The sequence below is a fragment of the Stenotrophomonas sp. GL_101 genome, assembly GCF_057835675.1.
Genome location: NZ_CM174432.1, coordinates 464,688 through 484,109, shown reverse-complemented (window position 1 = coordinate 484,109; position 19,422 = coordinate 464,688). Strand labels below are relative to the sequence as shown.

Annotated in this window: 19 protein-coding genes; 9 read left to right on the top strand and 10 right to left on the bottom strand. The window is 62.2% G+C overall.

Going from position 1 to position 19,422, the window contains the following annotated elements:
- Positions 1-54 precede the first annotated feature (54 nt).
- Positions 55-744, top strand: a complete 690-nt coding sequence (locus tag AC3IR9_RS02160; protein WP_489293741.1) for a DUF6339 family protein — start codon at positions 55-57, stop codon at positions 742-744.
- Between the two features lie 53 nt (positions 745-797).
- Entirely contained in the window at positions 798-2,342 is a 1,545-nt protein-coding gene (locus AC3IR9_RS02155) for a DNA cytosine methyltransferase (RefSeq protein WP_489293740.1), read from the top strand.
- Here AC3IR9_RS02155 and AC3IR9_RS02150 read toward each other — a convergent pair.
- The 4 genes from AC3IR9_RS02150 to AC3IR9_RS02135 all read right to left on the bottom strand — a co-directional run bounded on the left by AC3IR9_RS02150 (position 2,321) and on the right by AC3IR9_RS02135 (position 5,983).
- Entirely contained in the window at positions 2,321-2,779 is a 459-nt protein-coding gene (locus AC3IR9_RS02150; protein WP_489293739.1) for a very short patch repair endonuclease, read from the bottom strand. The two genes, AC3IR9_RS02155 and AC3IR9_RS02150, sit on opposite strands and share 22 nt — an antisense overlap.
- Before the next feature lie 186 nt (positions 2,780-2,965).
- On the bottom strand, positions 2,966-3,832 hold the full coding sequence (locus AC3IR9_RS02145) for an HNH endonuclease family protein (RefSeq protein ID WP_489293737.1): 867 nt from the start codon (positions 3,830-3,832) through the stop codon (positions 2,966-2,968).
- A 26-nt stretch (positions 3,833-3,858) separates the two neighbouring features.
- Complete coding sequence (locus AC3IR9_RS02140) at positions 3,859-4,677, bottom strand: AAA family ATPase (protein ID WP_489295666.1); 819 nt, start codon at positions 4,675-4,677, stop codon at positions 3,859-3,861.
- A 200-nt stretch (positions 4,678-4,877) separates the two neighbouring features.
- A protein-coding gene (locus AC3IR9_RS02135; protein WP_489291038.1) for an IS3 family transposase occupies positions 4,878-5,983 on the bottom strand; the annotation gives its coding sequence in 2 pieces (ribosomal slippage) (positions 4,878-5,725 and positions 5,725-5,983; 1,107 coding nt in all).
- A 184-nt stretch (positions 5,984-6,167) separates the two neighbouring features.
- On the opposite strand from AC3IR9_RS02135, the gene AC3IR9_RS02130 reads away from it, so the two are divergent.
- A protein-coding gene (locus AC3IR9_RS02130; protein ID WP_489290575.1) for an IS3 family transposase occupies positions 6,168-7,255 on the top strand; the annotation gives its coding sequence in 2 pieces (ribosomal slippage) (positions 6,168-6,420 and positions 6,420-7,255; 1,089 coding nt in all).
- On the opposite strand, the gene AC3IR9_RS02125 is transcribed toward AC3IR9_RS02130, so the two are convergent.
- Together AC3IR9_RS02125 and aceE are read right to left on the bottom strand one after the other, a co-directional pair.
- The gene (locus AC3IR9_RS02125) at positions 7,183-8,412 is read right to left on the bottom strand and encodes an AAA family ATPase (RefSeq protein WP_489293736.1); all 1,230 of its coding nucleotides are present in this window, start codon (positions 8,410-8,412) and stop codon (positions 7,183-7,185) included. The genes AC3IR9_RS02130 and AC3IR9_RS02125 overlap by 73 nt on opposite strands.
- A 194-nt stretch (positions 8,413-8,606) precedes the next feature.
- A complete protein-coding gene (gene aceE / locus AC3IR9_RS02120) occupies positions 8,607-11,294 on the bottom strand; it encodes a pyruvate dehydrogenase (acetyl-transferring), homodimeric type (protein WP_489293735.1) in 2,688 nt (895 codons plus the stop codon).
- Between the two features lie 482 nt (positions 11,295-11,776).
- Here aceE and AC3IR9_RS02115 point away from each other — a divergent pair, with 482 nt between their 5' ends.
- Both AC3IR9_RS02115 and AC3IR9_RS02110 read left to right on the top strand, forming a co-directional pair.
- Positions 11,777-12,280, top strand: coding sequence for a PadR family transcriptional regulator (locus tag AC3IR9_RS02115; RefSeq protein ID WP_489293733.1), 504 nt, complete (start codon positions 11,777-11,779; stop codon positions 12,278-12,280).
- A gap of 100 nt (positions 12,281-12,380) precedes the next feature.
- A complete protein-coding gene (locus AC3IR9_RS02110) occupies positions 12,381-13,178 on the top strand; it encodes a siderophore-interacting protein (RefSeq protein WP_489293732.1) in 798 nt (265 codons plus the stop codon).
- A 57-nt stretch (positions 13,179-13,235) separates the two neighbouring features.
- Here AC3IR9_RS02110 and AC3IR9_RS02105 read toward each other — a convergent pair whose 3' ends face one another.
- Positions 13,236-13,964, bottom strand: a complete 729-nt coding sequence (locus AC3IR9_RS02105; protein WP_489293730.1) for a hypothetical protein — start codon at positions 13,962-13,964, stop codon at positions 13,236-13,238.
- Between AC3IR9_RS02105 and AC3IR9_RS02100 the strand changes: the two genes are divergently transcribed.
- Complete coding sequence (locus AC3IR9_RS02100) at positions 13,963-14,394, top strand: hypothetical protein (RefSeq protein WP_489293729.1); 432 nt, start codon at positions 13,963-13,965, stop codon at positions 14,392-14,394. The two genes, AC3IR9_RS02105 and AC3IR9_RS02100, sit on opposite strands and share 2 nt — an antisense overlap.
- Before the next feature lie 114 nt (positions 14,395-14,508).
- On the opposite strand, the gene AC3IR9_RS02095 is transcribed toward AC3IR9_RS02100, so the two are convergent.
- The 3 genes from AC3IR9_RS02095 to AC3IR9_RS02085 all read right to left on the bottom strand — a co-directional run bounded on the left by AC3IR9_RS02095 (position 14,509) and on the right by AC3IR9_RS02085 (position 16,831).
- Positions 14,509-15,336 carry a hypothetical protein gene (locus tag AC3IR9_RS02095; RefSeq protein WP_489293728.1) on the bottom strand — a complete coding sequence of 276 codons (828 nt, stop codon included), beginning with the start codon at positions 15,334-15,336 and terminating at the stop codon, positions 14,509-14,511.
- Positions 15,337-15,454: 118 nt separating this feature from the next.
- The gene (locus AC3IR9_RS02090) at positions 15,455-16,156 is read right to left on the bottom strand and encodes a YceI family protein (RefSeq protein WP_489293727.1); all 702 of its coding nucleotides are present in this window, start codon (positions 16,154-16,156) and stop codon (positions 15,455-15,457) included.
- 84 nt (positions 16,157-16,240) lie between these two features.
- On the bottom strand, positions 16,241-16,831 hold the full coding sequence (locus tag AC3IR9_RS02085; protein ID WP_489293725.1) for a malonic semialdehyde reductase: 591 nt from the start codon (positions 16,829-16,831) through the stop codon (positions 16,241-16,243).
- A gap of 130 nt (positions 16,832-16,961) precedes the next feature.
- Between AC3IR9_RS02085 and AC3IR9_RS02080 the strand changes: the two genes are divergently transcribed.
- The 3 genes from AC3IR9_RS02080 to AC3IR9_RS02070 all read left to right on the top strand — a co-directional run bounded on the left by AC3IR9_RS02080 (position 16,962) and on the right by AC3IR9_RS02070 (position 19,420).
- Positions 16,962-17,930 (top strand): mitochondrial fission ELM1 family protein, encoded by a 969-nt coding sequence (locus AC3IR9_RS02080; RefSeq protein ID WP_489293724.1) that lies wholly within the window; start codon positions 16,962-16,964, stop codon positions 17,928-17,930.
- A 37-nt stretch (positions 17,931-17,967) separates the two neighbouring features.
- On the top strand, positions 17,968-18,834 hold the full coding sequence (locus AC3IR9_RS02075) for a DUF2145 domain-containing protein (RefSeq protein ID WP_489293722.1): 867 nt from the start codon (positions 17,968-17,970) through the stop codon (positions 18,832-18,834).
- 67 nt (positions 18,835-18,901) lie between these two features.
- Positions 18,902-19,420 (top strand): hypothetical protein, encoded by a 519-nt coding sequence (locus AC3IR9_RS02070; RefSeq protein WP_489293721.1) that lies wholly within the window; start codon positions 18,902-18,904, stop codon positions 19,418-19,420.
- Positions 19,421-19,422: the final 2 nt, after the last annotated feature.

The window sequence follows — 19,422 nt, the reverse complement described above, 5'->3', positions numbered from 1 at the left end:
CGACTGTCCCGGATTGGAGTGAACAGCGTTTTGAGGGACTTGGGCCCGGAGTTCGTGTCCGAAGACGCCTTGGCCTACCTGAACGAGCATGCGTCCTTCACGAGCTATGCTGCAACCGGCGGTGTCCGTGCTCAACGTGCGTCGCCTAAGATCGCCGGCTTGATACGCGCTGTGGCTATCGAATGTGGATTTCCTTCTTCATCGGGCCTAACGGTCAGAGCGAAGTTTGATCGCGATGCAGCTATTGCGCTCGCTGCTGTGCAGGAGCTATCCGGCGCGGAAGGGCTGAGAGATGACGTCTGGGCATACCTGACCACGGCACTCCTCCCTGATGTGGCTCGCTGGCGTTTTCCCAGTGCTACTGAGGATCGCTTCCACGGAGGCGCTCGTAACACGCTCCAGCGCCTTCACATGCGCTCGCGGGCGCTCGACCTTGGTGAGGACGCGGGCGTAGACCGATGGAGGTTGCTGAGAGCACTCACCGAGGACGCGCATGTCGCCATCTTTGAACGTCCATCAATTGGGGGCAACCCCATTCTTGCGCAAGCGATTGCACGCCAGTGGATCTTGTCGTGTAGTGCCGTGGGCAAGGCGGCGATGGAAGGCGTGATGCGGCACGCGATCAAGATTCTGCGCCTGAGGTATCAGGTTTTCGAGCTGGGTATTTTGGAGGAAGATGAGCTGACTGCTGCGGTTGGATTGGTGTTCTCGGAAGCAGCTGGCCTATCCTCCCCTGCCAGCTAGTTTTGGTTGAATTGCGGCCCCGGGCGTGCGATCCTGGCGCCGCTCCAGGGCGCATGGGCGCCCTGCTCATTCTTGTGAAGTCAGGCATGCACATCCCAGTAGTCGACATCTTCGCTGGCCCAGGTGGCCTGGGCGAAGGATTTTCTGCCTACACGGCACCTCGAAACGCCAGGCATCAACCGTTCAAGATCGCCATCTCGGCAGAGATGGAAGTCAATGCGGCCAAAACTCTCCGTCTGCGCGCCTTCTACAGGCAGTTCGCTCCGGGGAAGGCGCCTACTAGCTACTACGACTACGTTGCCGGTCGAGCCGTAGCGCCGTGGACGGATGCGACTGAGAGTCAGTGGGCGGCTGCCGGCCACGAAGCACGACAGCTGAAACTGGGCGAGCCGGCCGATGACAAGGAGCTGCATGCCCGTGTTCGCGAGGTTGCGGCAGAGGGCGATCCTTGGGTCCTTATAGGCGGACCTCCCTGCCAAGCCTACTCCCTGGTAGGGCGCGCCCGAAATCGCGGCGTTGTGGGCTACAAGGCGGAGGAGGACCCCAGGCACTTCCTGTACAAGCACTACCTGAAGATTCTGAGGAACTACTCGCCTGCTGCGTTCGTAATGGAGAACGTCAAGGGCATACTGTCGTCGAAGGTGGGCGGGGAGCTCATGTTCCCGCGCATTCTGGAAGATCTCCGTGCTCCAGGCGGAAGGAATGGGCCGAAGTACAAAATACTGCCGCTCGTTGAGGAGCAAAATGGACTATTTGATGATGAGGACGGGCGCCGTTACATCCTGAGGGCCGAAGAGCTCGGGGTTCCTCAAGCGCGTCACCGTGTTGTCCTTTTCGGTGTTCGTGAGGATGTCGAGATCGGTTCGGTGCGCCAGATTCGGCGCGCTGCGGGTCAGTACGGCGTCGGGGATGTTCTGGCTGGCATGCCAAAGCTCCGAAGCGGGATCACCAATGTCGAGTTCGACGATTGGCCTGCCGCCGCGCGTGAAGTGCTGCGGCATGCGGCCGAGCTTTCGGACGATGCGAAGGTCAGTCGGGAGCTCAAGGACCAGGCGAAGCTTGTGGCGAGCTCAGATGCCGGTCCGGGCGGGAGGTCCATGCCCAAAGCAGCGTCGGCAGACAGTGTGCCTGAACATCTGAAGTCTTGGCTTCTGGATCAGCGACTTGGGCACATCCTCAATCATGAGGTCCGCCCACACATGTGGATGGACTTGGTCCGTTATGGCTATGCGTCCGCATTTACCAAGATCCATGGTCGCGCCCCCCGAGGATCTTCAGAGTTCCCCGAGGCGATGCATCCCAATCATGAGAATTGGACCAGCGGCAAATTTGTCGATCGATTTAAAGTCCAGGCGTGGGAACACCCCAGCTCCACTGTAACCAGCCATCTTTCGAAAGATGGGCACTATTTTATCCATCCTGATCCTGCGCAATTAAGGAGCCTATCTGTTCGGGAAGCGGCGCGTCTTCAGACCTTCCCCGACAACTATTTCTTCGAGGGATCTCGGGGCGCTCAGTTCCGTCAAGTAGGCAATGCAGTGCCGCCGTGGATGGCAAGACAGATTGCTGATGTTGTCTATTCGGCACTGGGATCTTGAGCAGAGGAGAATTCGTGGAACGATCTATCTGACAGCACGAAGTCGTGAAGCCCGGCCAGCGTCGTCTCAATTGAGCGGCGCAGGGCACACTCCCACACCACCGCGACTCGCCATCCTTGCATCAACAGTGTTTGTTGTGACGCCTCGTCGCGGGTACGATTTTTTTCAAGCTTGCTAACCCAAAACTCCCGCCTCGTACCAGGTGTTGTTGCGTATCGGCAGTCGCGATGGCGATGCCAGAAACAACCATGGATAAAGACGACTACGTTGTGACGCGTGAGCACAAGGTCCGGCGACCCTGCAAGTTTCTTGTCATGAAGCCGGTAGCGAAGCCCGCAAGCGTGCAGATGCTTCCTGACTAAGAGCTCGGGCTTCGTGTTCTTCCCTTTAATACCCGACATCATGAGAGCGCGCTTCTCTCTGGACACGATGTCCATGGATTTTCTCCTATCAAGAACCAATCGCCGCCGGCCCAAGTAGCAGCCAAGTTCAGTGACCGGCTCTGAGGCTATCTTTGTTCATTTCCAAGGCAACTGTGCCCGGGATGCTGTGGCATCGATCGGCGAACACTGGCCAATCGGTCGCTTGCGCCCTTGTCAAGCCAATGACGAAGTCCCAAGACGCTACTTGCATTTCTCTCTAAGGCGCTCAAGGCTTTCGATCAACAGGTTCATTTCGAAGTTTACAAGGTACTCCACCATACCCGCGTACTGGGTGTCAGGGCTTACGCGCCCTTTAAACGCTAGGACCCGAGCCTCCAACCTAGGCATGAATGCGGCGAGCATTGCCCGGTCGAGCCCTGCCGCATAACGTATGTCATCAGCGATGATTCCCGCTTCCACTTCAATCGCCTGTGCGGTACCCGTTCGCGCCTCTACAAGTTGTCTCCGGTTTAGTCCGTACACCCGGATGCTCTCGGCAGCGTATGGAGTCGTGGCACCGTCCGCTTCCAACGGAACGATTACCTGCACGCCCTCCACTTTGCGCCACGACACATACTCCGCTGGGTCTCGTTGAGTAGGATCAATCAGCAAAGGATCCTCGGCTGTCAGATCATCCGAGTCACTAAATGCTCGGGCTCCAAAGGCCAAAGGAAAGTTATCGTGCTTTCCACTTTTAACTTGCCTGGGTAACCAGTCCGCGACCACCCAATCGTAGAGGTCGTTATTGTGCGCCCGATTGCAGAAAATGCAAGATGCGAGAAGATTGGTCCAGGTGGACGCTAGCCACCAGTAACCTCGATGACCAGCCTCATCGCTAACGCGCGCCTTTGGTCTAAAATGCTCAACATCTGTTGGCGAGGTGGCCGAATAGCGGCTCTCACAATACGCGCATTTATTCTTGAACAGCGCATTGATAGCGGTGATCACTTCCTTCTGCTTATACGCCGAGAACTTGTAGGCCTTGGCATCTGGATTGGCATAGTGATGCTTCACTTTACTTCGCTCAGTCGCTGCTGGACTGCCAACATCCGCCAGCTCCTTAGGCATCACTATGCTCGACCGATTTACGGCCTTCATTTCTCTAGCGCTCGCTTCAGAACGGCAACAACAGCGTCAATCGACTCCTCGCGAGCAACCGCGCGATCTTCAACCGTTGCTCTTGGATTCATACGCAGGTGCCTAGTCATTGCTTCGACGATAATCTGTCTGTCGGGACTGCTGCCTATGTACGGGATTCCTTCGTACTTCGTCAGCAGGACATCTCGCTCATTCCGCTGCGGATCGGTCATTTTGTTCTCACCCAGCCCAGCAAGCTCAGCGAGGCGTCGAACTATGTGGTCCTGCTCAGGATCTTCAGTACTTGAAAGCCCAAAGTAATCAGACGACAGGATCTGCTCAATTCGCAGCGTTGAAATATCCGGCAATTCGTGATGAACCTCGACTGTATCGCCCACACCCCTCCGAAGGAGTCGAACCTCTCCATTCTTCATGCCCCTTAGACAAAGTGGATCATGAGTTGTGCAGATGAACTGGACCCGAGGCATGGCATCTCTGAGCGCCGCCATGACATGCATTTTCCAGCGAGGATGAAGATGGGTCTCTACCTCGTCGATAAGTACAATGGCTTCAGCCACCTCAAGATTATCCCAGGTATCGAGCAGCTCCCTCATAATGTCAATCGACATTATGAAGAGAGATCTGTAGCCATCACTGAGGTGCTCAATAGGAACCTCTCCACTACCGATCCTAATGCAAAGTCGCTGCTGGTCGCTTCTTACAATTGAACCGTCCTCATCCAGAGTTAGGATCGACCGAAGTGCCCGCGCGACCGCGTTGAACTTGTGATCATCGAGACCTTCAAGCCAACTACTCGGGTCACGTAGTGTCGCCAATGGATTGAACAAAGTTGTGTTTAAGTATCGCGAGCGATTACGAATGGGCTGTGAGGTGAAGTATCGACGCGCGCCGTAGCCAATGACCAAGGAGTCGGCTGCGCGGTCTGTGACGAGTTTTCCATTTATGTCCGTGCGGACACATGCCTCATCGTCATTCTGAAGTTTCGACGTCCCCCCGGCTTGAGTAGTGGGCGGGTTTAGAGTCCGGTGCTGATGTTATCTTTCTTCGCCGCCAACTGGGCGGCGTACTGGACGGGTGTTAGACCGCCAAGCGCTCTTTTGGGTCTTTCTTCGTTGTAGTCGCGCCGCCAGCTTTCGATACTGGTACGGGCATGAAGCAACGTCGGGAACCAGTGCTCGTTGAGGCATTCGTCGCGCAGCCGTCCGTTGAAGGACTCGACGTACGCATTCTGGTTCGGCTTGCCCGGTTCGATCAGACGCAGGGCAACATCCTTTTCGTGAGCCCAGGCCACCATCGCCTTACCGCAAAACTCCTTGCCGTTGTCTGTCCTGATCACTCGTGGCAAGCCGCGCTGCATGGCCAGTCTGTCCAGTACCCTGGACACGCCTTGCCCGGAAATTGCCCGCTCCACTTCGATGGCCACAGCCTCGTGGGTGGCGTCGTCGACGATGGTCAGGCACTTGATCACCCGGCCTTCCGCGGTGCGGTCGAACACGAAGTCCATCGACCACACCTCATTGGCAGCGGACGGCCGCAGGAGAGGCTGGCGCTCGCCTATCGGCACCTTCTTACGCTTTCTGCGACGCACCTGCAGGCCCGCTTCCTGATACAGGCGCTCCACTCGTTTGTAGTTCACGACAAGCCCTTTCTGCCGCAGTTTCAAATGGATCATGCCCACCCCGTAGCGTCTGTGCCGATGCGCCAGCGCAGCGATCTGCTCGCGCAGCTCAACGTTGCGGTCGGCCCGAGGCTCATAGCGCAGCGCGCTGGCGCTCATCCGCACCACCGTCAGCGCTCGCCGCTCGCTCAACCCCTTCTCGACCATGCTCCGCACCAGCAGCCTGCGCGCCGGGGCGGTCACCACTTTTTTCGCAACGCATCCTTGATGACGTCGTTCTCGAAAACCTGCTCTGCCAGTAGTTTCTTCAGGCGCGTGCTCTCAGCCTCCAGGTCCTTGAGCCGCTTGGCGTCGGGCACACTCATGCCACCGAACTTGCTGCGCCACAGGTAGTACGAAGCCTCGCTGAAGCCGTGCTGACGGCACAGGTCCTTGATGGGCATGCCGGCCTCTGCTTCGCGCAGGAAGCCGATGATCTGTTCTTCGGAAAAGCGTTTCTTCACGTCCAATCTCCTTGTCACTGAGGATTGGACTCCAAACAGCTGCGCTACTCAATCTTGGGGGGACGTCGGTTTGACGTTGATTTCCACGGGCCCGGATGTGGACGTGAGTTCCTTCGGTAATCCCCCCGCAGGTTAGTAGCAGCCAGAAGTGGAATTTTCTCGTAACCTAACCCGAGGAGATCCCATGAAGAAATCACGATTCACCGACAGCCAGATCATCGCCGTACTCAAGCAGGCCGAGGCCGGCACGCCTGTCCCGGACCTTTGCCGACAGCATGGCATCAGCTCAGCGACGTTCTACAAGTGGCGCAGCAAGTTCGGCGGCATGGATGCGTCCATGGTGTCCCAGCTAAAAGAACTGCAGGACGAGAACCGGCGGCTGAAGAAGATGTACGCCGATGCCCAGCTCAGTGCCGAGCTGCTGAAGGAAGCGCTCTCAAAAAAATGGTGAGGCCATCTCAGCGTCGCGAGATGGCCAGACTGGCGGTCCAGGCAGGCATCACCAGCATCGTTCATGCGTGCAGGACGTTCGAGGTGAGTCAGACCTGCTACCGCTATCAGGCCAAGGCCTGCCAAGAAAATGCGATCATCGCTGACTGGTTGCTCAGGCTGACCAGCGCCTACCGCGATTGGGGCTTTGGGCTGTGCTTCCTGCACCTGCGCAACGTGAAGGGCTTCGCTTGGAACCACAAGCGCGTGTATCGGATCTATCGCGATTTGGAGCTGAACCTGCGCATCAAGCCGCGTAAGCGCATCGTCCGAGAAGTGCCGGCGCCGCTAGCGGTTCCGAAGGCGGCGAACCACACTTGGTCGATGGATTTCATGCACGACCAACTGGCTGATGGACGCAGCTTCCGGATGCTCAACGTACTGGATGATTTCAACCGGCAGGGTCTGGCGATGGAGGTCGACATCTCCTTGCCTGCGGCGCGCGTTATCCGCAGCTTGGAACAGATCATTCAATGGCGCGGAAAGCCTCGCGCCATACGCTGCGACAATGGGCCCGAGTACATCAGCGGAGCGCTGCAAGCATGGGCCGAGCAGCAAGGCATTGCGCTGCTCTACATCCAGCCAGGCAATCCTCAGCAGAACGCCTACATCGAACGCTACAACCGGACCGTGCGTTACGCTTGGCTTGCCAGCAATCTGTTCAATGACATCCAGCAGGTCCAGGACATCGCCACCCGTTGGCTATGGACTTACAACCACGAGCGCCCGAACATGGCGCTCGGCGGCATCACGCCAATGCAGAAGCTTGCACTGGCAGCGTAGTTCCACTTTTGGCGACCGCTAAAAGCGGGGGGATTACCCTTCCACCGAGGTCCCAAACGCGCCTTCTCTTTGGAGGTAGAGAGCGCGATCTTGATTGCTTGAAGCACCGAGCTTTTACCCGTCGCATTCTCCCCGAGCAGCATGAGACAGGGTGCGTGTGACTCACTGGAAGCCACCTCGATGGAAAGATTTGAAAGCGACTTGAATCCCTCTATCTTCAGGCTTGAGAGATACGCGCCCCTTGGATGCCGAGTCATTCTGAAGCCATCAAGCTCGGTATTGACTATCCGAAATCTCAAGTCGCGGATGTCCAACCTATTTATCAAGAGAATCGCCGCACCTTCGTCTAACCCAGATAGGATCTCCCACACCACCCGGAATAGATTTATTCCTGAAAGGGATTCAGTCCGACGAGTCACCGCATCAGACACTCGACATAGGTTTTGCAGAAAAATCTCAACTACGCCAGGGAACTGCGTTCTTCCCGAGAATTCTGCCAAAGCTCTTACGAGCGAAGCAGACTCTGACTCCACTAGAATGGTTTTTAGCTGACTCAGGACACGACCGCGTGCACTGACAAGGCTTGGCCTATTGAGTCCGATCACATCGATGGTCACCGTCCCCTCACTGCTGCGACCTACAGCCTCCCCCTCGTGAGTAAACATGAGATGACGTGAAGCATCTGCGCGATAGGGATCGAGCAGCAGAGGCTTCTCTCGCTCTGCGGCTTCCACCCAAGATGCCCCGGGCCTAACCGGCTTCCCCTGCAAGGGAAAACTCTCTCCCTTGGCCTGCCTGCATTCGCGACACAGGACAAGAAGATTATTCCATTCGTATGTGAACCAGACATAGTATTGAATGTCTGACTGCCCACCACCTGAAAAAACCGCATTGCTTGGTGGACGATAGTGGGTGGCGGATTTCGAACCTTCGCCCACAGCTTCCTCGCAGTAAGCACAGCAGCCGTCTTGGTTAAGCAGTATCCTCTCTACAACTTCTGCGTTTTCAAGGATCCCAAGATCAACTCGCGGGCGACGCTTGCGCCGCTCCTCGATTGGAAGCTTGAAGTACTCATCAATGCTTCTCAACTGAAATTTTAGTTTTCTCTTGTGAAGGGGTGCGGGCCGTGCGCCTCCTATCCTTGTGAGTTTGCGCATACCTACTTTTTCTCCCTAGCCAAGAATGCCGTGAATCACATTGATTCGCGATCAATGTTAAGCAATGCAACTAACAGTTGACAATAGACTGCCAAGGGATTTGGAAGCGACTTTATTACCGAGCGGCCTCCACTCAAAGAGTCGAGCAAACATAGAAGTTGGGGCAGCTTGCGCTGCCCCAACCAGATCAAAAATCAAACCCCGACAGGATTAGCCTTCTCAGGATCAATCTTGTACTGCTTGATCGCCCGGGCAACATCCTTAGCCGTCATCTTCCCTTCCTTAGCCAGCGCCGCAATCGCGGCATGCGCGATGTAGTACCGGTCGACCTCGAAGAAGCGACGCAGGTTGGCACGCGTATCCGAACGACCGAAGCCATCGGTACCCAGCACCGTATACGACATCGGCACGAACGAGCGGATCTGGTCCGCGTACGCACGCACGTAGTCAGTGGCGGCAATCGCCGGCCCCTGGCGGCCTTCCAGCAGCTCGGTCACATACGCCTTGCGCTGCTCAGCTTCCGGATGGAAACGGTTGAAGCGCTCGGCATCAAACCCATCGCGACGCAGCTCGTTGAAGCTCGGGCAGCTCCAGATGTCGGCGGTGACGCCGAAGTCCTTCTCCAGCAGCTCGGCCGCGGCAATGGCTTCGCGCAGGATGGTGCCCGACCCCAGCAGCTGCACGCGCAGCTCGCCCTTCTTCGGCTTGCCGGCGTCGGTGAGCAGGTACATGCCCTTGACGATGCCGTCGGCCGCGCCTTCCGGCATTTCCGGGTGGGTGTAGTTTTCGTTCATCAGAGTGATGTAGTAGTACTCATCAATCTGGTCTTCCATCATGGCCTTGGTGCCGTGCTGCAGAATCACCGTCACTTCGAAGCCGAAGGTGGGGTCATAGCTGCGCACGTTGGGAATGCCACCGGCGGCCAGATGGCTGTGGCCATCTTCGTGCTGCAGGCCTTCACCGTTGAGCGTGGTGCGGCCGGCGGTGCCGCCGAGCAGGAAGCCACGGGTACGCATGTCCGCTGCCTGCCAGGCAATGTCGCCCACGCGCTGGAAGCCGAACATGCTGTAGTAGATGTAGAACGGCAGCATCGGCACGTTGCTGACCGAGTAGCTGGTACCGGCGGCCATCCACGAGCTGATCGCACCCGGCTCGCTGATGCCCTGCTGCAGCACCTGGCCGCTCTGGTCTTCGCGGTAGAACATCAGCTGGTCGGCATCGACCGGCTTGTACTTCTGGCCGAACGGCGCGTAGATGCCGATCTGGCGGAACAGGCCTTCCATGCCGAAGGTACGGGCTTCGTCGGCCACGATCGGCACGATGTGCGGGCCCAGTTCCTTGTCGCGCAGGGTGATGTTGAGGCTCTGCACGAAGGCCATGGTGGTGGAGTAGCTGCGCTCGCCGCTGCTCTTGAGCAGGCGCTCGTAGCTTTCCAGCTTGGGCGCGTTGAAGCTCTTTTCGGCCTTGCGACGGCGCTGCGGCAGGTAGCCACCCAAGGCGGCACGGCGTTCCTGCAGGTACTTCACTTCCGGCGAATCCGGGCCCGGGTGGTAGAACGGCACCTGGCCGTCGGCCAGCTGGGCGTCGGTCACCGGGATGTTGAAGCGGTCGCGGAAGTGGCGAACGGCGTCGTCATCCAGCTTCTTGGTCTGGTGGGTCGGGTTCAGTGCTTCACCCGCGCTGCCCATGCCGTAGCCCTTGACCGTCTTGGCCAGGATCACGGTGGGCATGCCCTTGGTGTTCACGGCTTCGTGGTACGCGGCATACACCTTGTGCGGGTCGTGGCCGCCACGGTTGAGGCGCCAGATATCGTCGTCGGACAGGCCGGCCACCATCGCGGCGGTTTCCGGGTACTTGCCGAAGAAATGCTCGCGGGTATACGCGCCGCCGAAGGCCTTGCAGTTCTGGTATTCGCCGTCGACGGTTTCCATCATCAGCTTGCGCAGGACGCCGTTGGTGTCCTTGGCCAGCAGGGCATCCCAGTAACCGCCCCACAGCAGCTTGATCACGTTCCAGCCGCCGCCACGGAAGACGCCTTCCAGTTCCTGGATGATCTTGCCGTTGCCACGCACCGGGCCGTCGAGGCGCTGCAGGTTGCAGTTGACCACGAAGATCAGGTTGTCCAGGCCTTCGCGGCCGGCCAGCGCGATCGCGCCCAGGGTTTCCGGCTCGTCGCTCTCACCGTCGCCGATGAAGCACCACACCTTGCGGTCGGACTTCTCGATGAGGCCACGGTTTTCCAGGTAACGCAGGAACTGCGCCTGGTAGATCGCGGCAAGCGGGCCCAGGCCCATCGACACGGTCGGGGTCTGCCAGTAATCGGGCATCAGCCACGGATGCGGGTAGCTGGAGAGGCCACCGCCGTCCACTTCCATGCGGAACTTGTCCAGCTGGGCTTCGTCGATGCGGCCTTCCAGGAAGGAACGCGCATAGATGCCCGGGGCGCTGTGGCCCTGGATGAAGAGCAGGTCGCCGGGGTGGTTGTCGCTGGGGGCGCGCCAGAAGTGGTTGAAGCCCACGTCATACAGCGTGGCGCCGGAGGCGAAGGAGGCGATGTGGCCGCCCAGGTCGCCGGGCTTGCGGTTGGCGCGCACCACGGTGGCCATCGCGTTCCAGCGGATGATGGAACGAATGCGCCATTCCAGTTCGGCGTTGCCCGGGCTCTTGGCCTCCAGGGTCGGCGCGATGGTGTTCACGTATTCGGTGGTGGGAGAGAACGGCAGGTACGCGCCCGAACGACGGGTGAGTTCAACCATGCCTTCCAACAGTTGATGCGCGCGCTCGGGGCCCTCGACATCAATTACGGCCTTCAGCGACTCGATCCATTCCTGGGTTTCCACAGGATTCGGGTCGTTGTTCAGCACCTCGTTCAACCAGTTCATTTGCGCTCCCATGACCGCACGCACGCGCGCGACTGTTTTAGATTTCTAGCCGCAAAGTGTAGCGCACCCTAGGGTTTGCTTACTTCGCTACGGGTGCGTATGGAGGTCGCAGGGGGTGTCCGCAGGGACAGGTTGCGACAGCCCAAGCGGTCAAGAACGGGGCTCCACGCACGCAGTCAGCGTCGCCTGCAGCGATGACATGGGTGGGTCAGCACGACAGCGCTGGACAAGCCGCTGCGGGCGCTGGCGGTGGGCAGCCCTTGCGCGGCGCGGTTTGTGGGGCATTGCGGCGGCCACGCAGTGGCGTCGGCGCGGCTTGGCGGCGCGCGCTGGGCGAGCGCCCGGGCGGCTCACTGTTCCACCACGGGCACGCACCGTCACGCGGGGAATTCACCTGAACGCATCCCTGCCGTGCGTGCGAAGTGGCTGGTCGGCGGCGAGTTTTCGATATATCGTTCCGTCACTTCATTCGATATATCGAAATGACCGCTCCGCGTGACCTCGACCGCCCTGCCCGCCCGTTGGCCGCACGCCCGCTCAGCCGTGGCGACCTGCGCCTGCTGATGCTGGCGCTGCTGGGCGAGCAGCCGCGCCATGGCTATGAGTTGATCCAGCTGATCAGCGACATGTTCGTGCGGGTGTATACGCCCAGCGCGGGCTCGGTCTACCCGGTGCTGGCGCAGTTTGAAGCGGCCGCCTGGGTGGCCGCCAGCGAAGACGGCGGGCGCAAGCGCTACGCGCTGACGGTGCTGGGCCAGGCCGAACTGGGCGCGCAGCGCGAGGAGGTGGACGCGGCGGTACGCCGGGCCCGCGACAGCGCGCGCACGATCACCAAGGCCAACCTGCCGCCCAGCGTGCGCGAGGCGTTGCGCGAGCTGAAACAGGCCTTGGGCCTGTGCCACGGGCGCTGGACCGAGCACAACGCGGTGGGCGTGGCGCAGGCGCTGCGCGATGCCGCCGCGCAGATCCGTGGGCAAGGACGCTGAGTGTGACTTCCCCCTATTTCCGGCATTCGACCCAGCCAGCCCCGGCCAGCCAGGTCTTCCCCCTACGCCGCGCTGCGGCGCATTGAGTACAGGTATTCCCATGGCTTTGCACGAAAACAAGTTGCTGCGTCATACCGTGAAGTTCCGCCCGCTGCAGGTGCTGCGCACCGAGGAGATCAGCCCGTGCATGCGCCGGGTGATCGTGGGTGGGCCGGCGCTGGAGGGCTTCGATTCGCCCTCGCCCGACGACCACGTGAAGCTGTTCTTCCCGAACGCGGAAGGCCAGTTCGTGGTGCCGACCCTGACCCCGGAAGGCCCACGCTACCCGGAAGGCCAGGCGCCGTCGCCGGCCCGCGATTACACCCCGCGCTGGTGGGACCTGGAGGCCGGTGAGCTGGCGCTGGATTTCGTCATGCACGGGCATGGGGTGGCCTCCAGTTGGGCGGCCAACGCCCAGCCCGGCGATGCGATCGCAGTGGGTGGGCCGCGGGGGTCGCACATGACCGCGCCGGACTACGACACCTATGTGCTGATCGGCGATGAAACCGCGCTGCCGGCCATTGGCCGCTGGCTGGAGACGTTGCCGGAGGGCGCGCAGGCCGATGTGTATATCGAGATTCCCGAATCCGGCGACCGCCAGGCGCTGCCCGAGGACGACCGCATCCGGGTGTCCTGGCTGGAGCGCAATGGCTTCGATGCGGCCAGCAGCACGCTGCTGGAAGACGTGCTGACCGATTTCGAGGAACCCGATGGCGATACGTTCTACTGGATCGCCACCGAGTCGCGGCGGGCGCGGATGATGCGCAAGTACATCGAGGGCCACCTGGGGGTGCCGAAGGACTGGATCCGCTCGACCGGCTACTGGAAGGCCCACGCCGACGAGCACGACGGCGACTGAGCCGCGACGCCCCGACATAGGCAACGGATCAGGCGGCGCGCGGCGTGGTCTGTGCGGCTACCGCTGGTGGTAGCACATGACGGCCGTGCGCCCGCCGCGTTCGTAGATGGATGCTCCCAGCAGGGGGATACCCTGCAGCGCGGTGGGCATGGGATCGCGCGTGACCAACAGCCCCTTCAACGTGCGTCTGCCGATGAAGATGGCCGATATGCCCTCGGCCCCTTCCTCTACGATCCGCACCTCACTTCCAGCCAGGCCTGCAGGCAGCTGTTCCATTTCCCGGATGCGCTTGTCGCCCGGCCCCACCAGCAGACCGCTGTTGAGGGTGAGCGTGGCCGGGTTGCGGCCCAGCACATACGCGTCGGCCCAAGCCACCACCTCGGCGGCGTCACGCTTGTCGTTGACAAAGGGGTAGTACTCGCCGCAGCGGACGTAGTTGCAGCCGGTGAGGGTGAGCAACAGCGCAGCAAGCGTGAGGCGGCCCAGTGGGCGGGGGCTGAGGATGCGGCGGTTGGTCACGGCTTCACCTCGCTTGGTTGAAGTACCCAACGTAGTGGCCTGCTGGGCTGGGCCTGCCTGGGCGCCTCCGGCGAGGTCGCCCGAATCCATGGCCTGCCATTGGCTACGCTCAGGTTGGCAAGGCTCGGCCAACAGTACGGCAAAGTGACCAATCGGGTATGAGCCCGCGGGAAGGACCCAACTTGGGCACATGACGACGGCGACTGAGCCGCGACGGGCACCGGCTGCGGATGCGACAATCGCATTTTGGCCGGTGCCCTTTTCCATGCAAGCAGTTTCTCCTTCGGCACTGACCGACCTGATCGATCGCCTCGAGCGCGGCGATGCCACGCTGGCCCCCGTACTGGCCGCGCTGGCCCCGCCGGCGCTGGCTATGCCGCTGGGCGAGGCGGTGCTGGCGCTGGCCAAGGCGCAGTTGGCGCTGGCCAAGGCCAACGCGGATATCGAACTGGTGGCCGATGAGCTGCGCCGGTATCAAAAGTATGCCGTCCCGGGAAAGCCGAGTTTGCAGATCGTGCAGCTGCGCAAACAGCAGGCCACGGTGAAGCAGACCGCGCTGCGCGCCCGGCAGAATTTCGCGCAGGCCACGCATGCGTTCCTGCGCGATACCGGGATCGTGCCGCCGGCACGACGTTTGCCGACCGACTTCGCCACGCAGTGGCTGGAGAAGGTGGTGGCGGCGGTAGCAGCGGACTGAAGCGTGCGGGTGCCCCGTAGAGCCGACCGTTGGTCGGCTGCCGTTGACGTTGGGGTTCACACGGCCGGTGCGGAAAGCAGCCGACCGTTGGTCGGCTGCCGTTGACGTTGGGGTTCACGCGGCCGATGCGGAAAGCAGCCGACCAACGGTCGGCTCTACGGGGGATGCGCTGCGACGCCAGTTGTAGCGTTTGGCCAGGCCGATTTCCAGCAGTACCAGCGCCATGATGATCAGCAGCGGCAGTAACAGCCCGAGGTAGATGCCGGGCATCATGCCGCTGAGCTGCGCCTTGAGCAGGCGGATGACGCCCTGGGTGTGCAGCAGTTCGTTCATGCGCATGCCGAGCGCTTCGCGGAACACTTTCTTGTCCACGCCGCTGTAGCCGGAGGCCTTGTCCGACAGGGTGTCCTCCACCCACTGGGACATCAATGCGCCGCGCACGTGTTCGACACCGCTGCGGGTCCAGCGCTGGAGGCGGCCTTCGCCCTGCAGGTAGCCTGCTCCGGGCAGCGGGTGCGCGGCCAGGTACGCGTCCACGACCTCGCGGGTGACCTGGTGCACGCTGGCGTCGCTGCGCATCAGGGTGGTGAGCGCGGGGTCGTCGAGCGAGGTTTCAAAATCGACCATCCATATCGCCACCAGGGTCTGCAGGTGCGGCTGGAAATGGTCGATCTGCTTGTACAGGGCGCGCTGCGCGCCCGCGGCAAACCCCAGTTGCAGGCCGGTGAAGGCGAACAGCAACGGCAGCAGCACCACGTAGGTGGCGATGCTCCAGTGATGCCAGCGGTTGCGCCGGGCCAGCCAGCGGCGGCGGTGCAGCGCCCACCAGCTGGCAACGCCCAGCAGCAGGCCGATGACCGTGCCCAGCACGCTGCCGCCGACCAGGTCGAGCAAGCTCAGGCCGGTCCAGAATTCCATCATCCAATACTGTGCGTCTTGCACGGGTGTGCTCCTTGATGTGCGTGAAGCGCAGCAGTGTAGGCGATCCCCGCGCGCGGCGCGGCGGGCAACAAAAAGCCCGCCGTTGGGCGGGCTTTCTGCACTTCAACCGCGTGACCGATTACGCAGCCGGCTTTTCGCCGGTGGCTTCGGTGGTGATGCGGATGTTCACTTCATCGCTGACGTTGGGGGCATACGCGCCCACGCCGAAATCGCTGCGCTTGATGGTGGTGGTGGCATCGAAGCCGGCAGCCGGCACCTTGGCCATCGGGTGCTCGCCACCGCCGTTGATGGTGACATCCAGGGTCACCGGCTTGGTGACGTCCTTGACGGTCAGGTCACCGGTGACGGTGAGCTTGTTGGTGCCGTTGGCTTCCACCTTGGTGCTCTTGAAGGTGGCGGCCGGGAACTTGGCGGCGTCGAAGAAATCGGCGCTCTTGAGGTGCTCGTCGAACTTGGCGGTGAAGCTGTTGAGGCCGCTCAGCGGCAGCTTCACTTCCACGGTGGACTTGCTCACGTCGGCCGCGTCGTACACCAGGGTGCCTTCGGCGGCGCCGAAGTGGGCGGTGGGGTGCGAGAAGCCGAAGTGGCTCCACTGGACCAGCACGTCGGTGTGGGTCGGGTCGAGCTTGTAGGTGCCCGAGGCGATCTGGATCGCTTCGGCAGCCGGGGCGGCCGCAGCGGCATCGGCGGCCGGGGTGGTTTCGGCAGCGGCCGGGGCAGCATCGGCAGCCGGGGCGGCGGCTTCTTCGGCCGGCTTGGAGCAGGCGCTGATGGCCAGGGTGAGGGCCAGCGGCAGCAGCAGTTTGCGGGTAAGGGTCATGTCAGGTCTCTCTGGAATGCGAAGGGAATGGGAAGTACTGCAAACAGCCCGTCCGCGCGGACGGGCCAGGTCTGGCGGAAACGCTTATTCGATGCGGGCGGCTTCGTCGAAGGACAGGCGCGGCAGCCGCGGGAACAGGCCCGAAGAATCACCGTACCCCAGATTGACCAGGAAGTTTGCCTTCAGCGAGGTGCCCTTGAAGAACGCCTCGTCGATCTTGGCCGCGTCGAAGCCGGACATCGGGCCGGCATCCAGACCCAGCGCGCGGGCGGCCAGGATCAGGTAGGCGCCCTGCAGGCTGCCATTGCGGAACGCCGACTCGGTACGGCCTTCACGCGGGCCGTCGAACCAGGCTTTGGCGTCGGCATGCGGGAACAGGTAGGGCAGCTTTTCGTGGAAGTCTTCGTCGAAGGCGATGATGACCGTGACCGGGGCGGCCAGGGTCTTGTTGTGGTTGCCTTCGGACAGCGCCGGGGCCAGCTTGGCCTTGGCCTCGGGCGTTTTGACGAACACAAAGCGCGCCGGGCTCGAGTTGGCGGCGGTCGGGCCCCACTTCAGCAGGTCGTACAGGGCCTGCAGCTGGCTGTCCTCGACGGGGGTGTCCAGGAAGTTGTTCTGGGTGCGGGCGGTACGGAACAACTGGTCAAGCGCTGCATCGTTGAGCACGTGGGACATGAAGCCTCCAGAAAAGTGGGGGGAACCTTGGCGGGGTCGGCGCCGTGGCAACACGGCCGCGCGATCGGTGAAGGCTGGCAGTGTAGAGTGTCGTGACAGTTGCAACACCCAGCCTGACTGAAACGAATTAATGCCATACGTGAAACGATGGAGTCCGCCCTGGACGATCACTGACGGCCGTGCCGGCAATGTCCGGCAAGCGGTGGCGCTGGCGTCGGCGTTGAAACTGGGGGCCCATCATCCGCTGGTGTTGAGCCCGCGCGCACCGTGGCGCTGGCTGGCCCCGCGCAGGTTGCCGGGCGCGGCGGGCGGGTTTGGCGAGGCCTTCAAGCAGCTGGCCGCCTCGCCGCCGGACCTGGCCATCGGCTGTGGCCGCCAGGCCGCCGGCGCCCTGCGTGAGCTGCGCCGACGGGGCAGCAAGGTGGTGCAGATCCTCGACCCGCGCCTGGGCACCCGCCACTGGGACCTGCTGGTGGTGCCCGAGCACGACCGCCTGCGCGGCGACAACGTGCTGACCCTGCTGGGCAGTTTGAACCCGGTCAATGACGACTGGCTGGCCTGCGGCCGCGCGGCGTTTGCCGCCTTCAGTGAACTGCCCGGGCCGCGCACCGCGTTGCTGGTGGGTGGCCCGACCCCGCACGCGCCTTGGCACGAGCCAGACATGGTGCAGGTGTTCCAGCAGGTGGCCGCGCAGTTGCGGGCCGAAGGCGGCAGCCTGTTGGCCACCACTTCAAGGCGTACGCCACCGGCATTGGGGGGGGCGCTGCGCAGCGCGTTCGCCGAGGTGCCGCACGTGATCTGGGGCGATGGCGGTGATGGGGTGAACCCGTATGCCGGGCTGCTGGGCTGGGCCGATCGCGTGGTGGTGTCGCCCGATTCGGTGAACCTGCTGTCCGAAGCGTGTGCCACGCGGCTACCGGTGGCCGTTGCGTTGGCCGCGCAGGCACAGGGACGGATGGCCAACTTCCAGCAGGCCTTGCATGCACGTGGCCGGCTGCAATCGCGCTGGCTGGACTGGCATGCCGATGGCCGCATCGAACCACTGCGCGAAACCGCCCGGGTGGCCGCCGAAGTACGCCAGCGCCTGCTATCGGTATGATGCGGCGGCGGCGCGGTGCCGTTGGAGAACGTGTGACATGGATGTGCCCCGCCCTACCCGTTTGAATCCGCTGCGCGTGCTGGCACCGCTGTGCATGGCACTGGCGTTGGCCGCCCCTATCGCGCACGCCGAACCACAATGCGTGGAGCACTACCCCACGCCGGCCGCGCTGGCCTCGATGTTCGATGTGGCGCTGGCCACCACCGAACAGCTGGATGCGCTGGACGGCGTGGACGTGGTGCTGATTGCGCGCGGTGGCCAGGACCTGAGCAAGTATGGCTTGCGCCACAGCCATGTGGCGTTCCTGCTGCGCGAGGATGACGGCCAGTGGCGTGCGGTGCATCTGCTCAATCCGTGCAAGACCGCGCAATCGCATCTGTTCCGCGAAGGCGTGGCCACCTTCATCGGTGAAACCTCCAGCCATACCGACCTGCGCATCGGTGTGCCTACCCCGGCGCTGCGCGATGCGCTCAAGGCGATGCTGACCCAACCGGCGATCCAGGCGCGTGCCCTGCACGAGGCGCGCTACAGCGTGGTGGCCTACCCGTTCCGTGCCGAGTACCAGAACTCCAACCAGTGGGTGCTGGAGGTGCTGGCCGCGGCGATGGCGCAGAACGACGATGGCACGTTGATCGTCAACCGCACCCAGGTGCAGGACTGGTTGAAGCAACACGATTACCGCCCGAGTACGCTGCATATCGGCGTGGCCAAGCGGCTGGGCGCGCGTTTCTTCGTGCCCAATGCGGCGGTGACCGACCATCCGGCGAGCGAGCGCATCTCGGGCAACTACTCGGTGGTGACGGTGGAATCGGTGTTCGATTTCGTGCAGCGACAACAAGGCATGCAGCGCGAACTGAGCGTTGCCCATGTGGCGGTGCCGGGCATCGCCGCGCCCAAGCCATGAGTCAGCTGCGGGCGGTGTGGTTGCAGGCATACTGCGCGCCTACGTTGATGCCTCGAAGGACTACCCGATGACACGGATTTCGCGCGTTGCTGTTTCACCGCTGCTGGCCGTTGCGTTGTGCGCGGCCAGCCTGCCCGCGTCGGCACAGGAGTTCAGCACCCAGCATCCGGTGGCCAGCAGCGTGATCGTCACCTCGGTGATAAGCGTGGTGGTGGTGACCGCGCCGATCTGGCTGGTCTCGGCAGGCGTGAGCAAGGCCAGCGATGGCTCGGCCCGGCGCAGCCGCGCGGCCAAGGCGCGCAACAAGGCCCAGCCGTTGCCGCCGCTGACCGTGGAAAAGGTGGAGCGCAGTGCCGACGGTGCACTGCAGGTTGCCTTGCAGAACCCGCAGGCGCCGGACGATCTGGCGGTGCTGTCGTGGCCGGCGCGCGCGGACAACCCGGCAGACGGCCTGGCCGTGGGCGATGTACTGGCCTTTACCCCTACCCCGGGTGGGGCGGGCTGGAACGTGGCCAACGCGGCCGGTACGACGCTGGCGTTCCTGCCAACCGATCCCGACGCGGCGCAGCCGAGTGCGCGCTGGTAAGC